The sequence below is a fragment of the Vibrio kagoshimensis genome, assembly GCF_050337535.1.
Classification (GTDB): Bacteria; Pseudomonadota; Gammaproteobacteria; order Enterobacterales; family Vibrionaceae; genus Vibrio; species Vibrio gallaecicus.
In genome coordinates this window covers 1-3959 of the sequence record NZ_JAKJSZ010000046.1, presented here as the reverse complement: position 1 = coordinate 3959, position 3959 = coordinate 1, and the positions used below count along the sequence as shown (strand labels likewise).

Here is a 3959-nt window from a genome sequence, read left to right as displayed (position 1 = left end):
CTCTAGGCGACTGCCGTCAGGTGAGCTCGATAGTACGATGGTTTATACTAAAACGCACTTATAACAAGCAATTTAAGCCGACTGTCAACGCCTGGCATTTTCAACTTGGTTTAGCTTCAGTGATTTCGGTGGTAAATTTGAGTTTGTTGGCAGCGTTGTCAGCTACTTAATTGGGCGTTAGTTTTTATGGAGTAAATATTGTGGAAATCTGGAAGTTATTGTTCTTTATACCAGCGTGCTTTGCGCTCAATATGACCCCTGGTCCAAACAACTTACTGTCTATGAATAATGCTCGTTGTTACGGCTTCAAGTCTGCTTTCATTGCTGGTCTGGGTCGAATAGCAGCATTCTCTGTAATGATTGCTTTGGCAGCTTCAGGTTTAGCTGTCGTTCTCTATGCATCTGAGACTCTATTTCTAACCATTAAAATTGTGGGTGCGGCGTACTTGTTGTGGATTTCCTTTAATCTTTGGCGTTCGGAGTCAAGTCCCGTCGCTGAACTAGAAAGCACTCACAACCGACTAGGTTTAGCTAAACAAGAATTTTTGTTAGCCGCTGGTAATCCAAAGGCAATCTTAATCTTTACTGCATTTCTCCCACAATTCGTTGATGTTTCGGCTAATGTAAATGAACAGTTCTTCGTTTTAGGGGCGACGTTCCTAATATTAGAAATGGGTGCAATATCGATTTATGCCTTATTCGGAATATATTTGAGGCAGTGGTTCACGAAACCGACAAAGCGCTTTAATAGAGGCTGCGCTACCTTTTTAGCTATGTCTGGAGCAAGCCTGCTACTAAGTCGCCAGCAATAAAACTAACAAAGCGTTTAAGACGGATTCCCAACGCTTGGCGTTTTCGACTTACTTTAAGTTAAGTGTTTATGTCACAATGGTTTAGGTAGGGTGGTAGCGTTGCTCACCACTTAACGCGGTGTTAGGTGAATGGAGTAAATGATGAGATTATTGATTGTTATTTTGGGGATGTTTTCTGCACTAGCAGCGACGGCAGAAGAGACTCGATGTGGATGGCTTGAAAATCCTTCTCCTGCCAATATGTGGTTGATTGATCGTGATGGCTCGTGGGATATATCAGTCCAAGGTACTTCGAATGCATTGGACGATAAATCGATGGAACTGCTTTATCAAGCGACTGCAAATGAAAATGAATTTGTTAGAACAAATCGAAACTATGGTTTTAGTTGTGCTTGTTTAACAGTGGACGTAGACGAAGAGACAAATTCGATTACAACAATCTATAAATCCAAGCAGTTACCTTTGAAGCAGTGTTTAGAGGACATATCCATAACGAAAGATATTCCACTTCCCTTTAAGTAATTAGCCTAACAAATAGTTCAAGAGGGATTCGCAACGCGTGGCATTTTTACTATGCGTTAGTTTTAGTGACTAAGGTGGTATGCGGCGGCTTCGGTATTGCGTTGCTCACCCCTTAACAAGGCGTTATATGCATTCGAGGAATAATATGTCTAATGATAAGTTTGAAAGCTATTCGAGAGATTTAGGTACTCTAGTAAAGGAGTATGCTTTAGAGTCAATTTCAGAGAGTAATACTGATAAAAGTGATTTCAACACGGGCTATATGATGGCTTTCCACAGAATAGTTACGCTAATGCAACAACAAGCTGAAGTATTTGAAATTGACTTGAAGGACATCGGCTTAGATGATCTTCCCGAAGATGAATTTTTTAATTAATGCGTCATCATATAACAAGCAATTTAAGCAGACTGTCAACGCTTGGCATTTTCAGTTCGGTTTAGCATCAGTGATTTAGGCGGTAAATTTGGGTGTATTGGTAGCGTTGTCAGCTACTTAATTGGGCGTTAGGCTTGGGGTAGTCGTAAGTATGGGAAGAATTTTCAATCTCGATGACATAGAGTTGATTTCATATGTTGAAGCAACAAGGGAGTTTTATAGAACGCAAAGTAGGATAATTGATGACTGTGAGTGTGAAGACTGTAAGTTTTATTACCATATTTTTTCTCGAAAAAACTTAGAGCTATATAGTTATCTTTCTAATCTTGGTGTTGATATAAGGAAAAACTTAGATAGCGAGCCAACGGGAGTTTGGTGCTGTAGGGATGAAAATGAGGATTTAATTTTTTGCGAGCACAATTATCAAGTTATTGGAGAGCTTCGCGCTAACACAGAAAATGAGTTTATATATATAAAGAATGAATTAGGGTATGTAGTTAAAGCTTACTTTGAACAGCTAGAACAGAATATTATTTCAGTTCAATTGAGCATAAAGCAAATCGAAAATGCCCAACAAGCAATTTAAGCAGACTGCCAACGATTGGCATTTTCAGCTTGTTTTAGCTTCAGTGATTTCGGTGGTGATTTTGAATGTATCGGTAGCGTTGTCAGCTACTTAATTGGGCGTTAGGCGACATCAACCATATATACTTTGAACTAAATTGTACGATTAGCACTCAAAAAGTAAAATCGATTATGGAGTGTTCTAAAATATGACTATAAACAAGAAGGTTCGTAAATTATTAAAGAATAACGTAAGTTATATTGTATTTATCTTTGCTTTGGTATTTTTCCGATCTGCTGTTGCGGACTGGAATCATGTACCGAGCGGTTCAATGGAACCAACCCTATACGATGGTGATTGGCTGATAGTTAATAAAACAGAGTATGGTGCTTCTATTCCGTTTCTAAATGTCCGTTTATTTGATATAGGAAGCCCTGCGAGAGGTGATGTGGTCACTTTTGTCCCGCCTCATACGGATAAGTTGTATGTAAAGAGGGTTATCGGTATTCCAGGCGACGAAATTGGTTTTTCAGAGCGCCAAATTACTATAAACGGTAATCAGTTAAATTCCACACGAGTTGTTTCTCAACAGTTAGTTGAAATAAGAGTTGAGTCTTTGGAAGGTGCAAGCCATCGAATTCAATACGGCGAGAATGGTAATTTGCCAAGTATTAATGGGACATTTATTGTTCCGGAAAATAAATATTTTGTAATGGGTGACCATCGCAACAATAGCTCGGATTCTCGGTACTGGGGTTTCGTTGAGGGCAATCATATTATGGGTAAAGTCACGCATGTTGCTTTTTCGACTTCAGATAAACGGTCTTCGGATCGGTTTGCAATTGATGTCGAATAAGCCTTGATATAGCAGCCTAACAAACTGTTTAAGCTGACAGCCAACGCGTGGCATTTTCAGTTCCAAATGGTTTGAATGTAATAGGTGCGTTGCTTTAGGTCCAGGTTTACGTTGGTCTGCAACTTAACAGGGCGTTAGGTGTTTGGGAGGTCAAGCTATATATTTTGTGAACCATAAGTTAGAAATTAGCGTATAGAAAGCGACTTTTTAACTTAGGACTGCAGAATGACTCTACAAGAAGAAAGAGCATCGAGAATTATTGAAATGGCGTGGGAAGATAGAACTCCGTTTGAGGCAATTAAATTACAATTCGGCTTGAATGAAGCTGAGGTTATTCGCTTCATGCGCGGCAAACTACGAAGTGGCAGTTTTAAATTGTGGCGCTCTCGAGTTTCAGGACGTTTAACCAAACACGAAAAACTTCGAAGTTCTGATATTACAAGAGCTTATTGCCCAACTCAGTACAAGCATCGTTGAACCCACACCTAACAAGCAATTTAAGCAGACTGCCAACGCTTGGCATTTTTAGCTAGGTTTAGTTTCAGTGATTTCGGTGTTAAATTTGAATGTATTTGGCAGCGTTGTCAGCTACTTAATTGGGCGTTATGTAATTTAGGGAAAATCAGAAACTTAGGATGAAAATACTGAAATTTGGCGCCAGTACTACGAAAAGGCATTGTCTCGCCCACATTCAAAACGTACTGAGTTTGCATCCAGACTCAATGAATCAAACCTTAAAATAGCCACTGACTGTGGTTGTGGAACAGGTAGTGATATCGAGTACCTAGAACAACAGGGTTATCAGGTTCATGGCTTCGATATTAATCC

7 protein-coding genes are annotated in these 3959 nt (G+C 39.5%); all 7 read left to right on the top strand.

Translation table 11 applies throughout. The features are described from left to right. The first annotated feature begins 200 nt into the window (after nt 1-200). Nucleotides 201-812 (top strand): LysE family translocator, encoded by a 612-nt coding sequence (locus L4C37_RS22140; RefSeq protein WP_429770118.1) that lies wholly within the window; start codon nt 201-203, stop codon nt 810-812. Nucleotides 813-953: 141 nt separating this feature from the next. Continuing rightward, the gene (locus tag L4C37_RS22135) at nt 954-1334 is read left to right on the top strand and encodes a DUF4087 domain-containing protein (protein WP_122019783.1); all 381 of its coding nucleotides are present in this window, start codon (nt 954-956) and stop codon (nt 1332-1334) included. A gap of 145 nt (nt 1335-1479) precedes the next feature. After that, nucleotides 1480-1710, top strand: a complete 231-nt coding sequence (locus L4C37_RS22130) for a hypothetical protein (RefSeq protein ID WP_429770116.1) — start codon at nt 1480-1482, stop codon at nt 1708-1710. Nucleotides 1711-1861: 151 nt separating this feature from the next. Continuing rightward, the gene (locus tag L4C37_RS22125; RefSeq protein WP_429770114.1) at nt 1862-2296 is read left to right on the top strand and encodes a hypothetical protein; all 435 of its coding nucleotides are present in this window, start codon (nt 1862-1864) and stop codon (nt 2294-2296) included. 187 nt (nt 2297-2483) lie between these two features. After that, nucleotides 2484-3131 (top strand): signal peptidase I, encoded by a 648-nt coding sequence (gene lepB / locus L4C37_RS22120; protein WP_429770112.1) that lies wholly within the window; start codon nt 2484-2486, stop codon nt 3129-3131. A gap of 225 nt (nt 3132-3356) precedes the next feature. Continuing rightward, complete coding sequence (locus L4C37_RS22115) at nt 3357-3608, top strand: TIGR03643 family protein (protein ID WP_429770110.1); 252 nt, start codon at nt 3357-3359, stop codon at nt 3606-3608. A gap of 172 nt (nt 3609-3780) precedes the next feature. Next, nucleotides 3781-3959: methyltransferase domain-containing protein (locus tag L4C37_RS22110; RefSeq protein ID WP_429770120.1), on the top strand; the 179-nt coding region annotated here is incomplete at its 3' end.

What these genes read in the sequence shown, in the direction of transcription:
- L4C37_RS22125 (WP_429770114.1), top strand. Translation starts at nt 1,862, where the DNA reads ATGGGAAGAATTTTCAATCTCGATGACATAGAGTTGATTTCATATGTT.
- L4C37_RS22135 (WP_122019783.1), top strand. Translation starts at nt 954, where the DNA reads ATGAGATTATTGATTGTTATTTTGGGGATGTTTTCTGCACTAGCAGCG.
- L4C37_RS22115 (WP_429770110.1), top strand. Translation starts at nt 3,357, where the DNA reads ATGACTCTACAAGAAGAAAGAGCATCGAGAATTATTGAAATGGCGTGG.
- L4C37_RS22130 (WP_429770116.1), top strand. Translation starts at nt 1,480, where the DNA reads ATGTCTAATGATAAGTTTGAAAGCTATTCGAGAGATTTAGGTACTCTA.
- lepB (WP_429770112.1), top strand. Translation starts at nt 2,484, where the DNA reads ATGACTATAAACAAGAAGGTTCGTAAATTATTAAAGAATAACGTAAGT.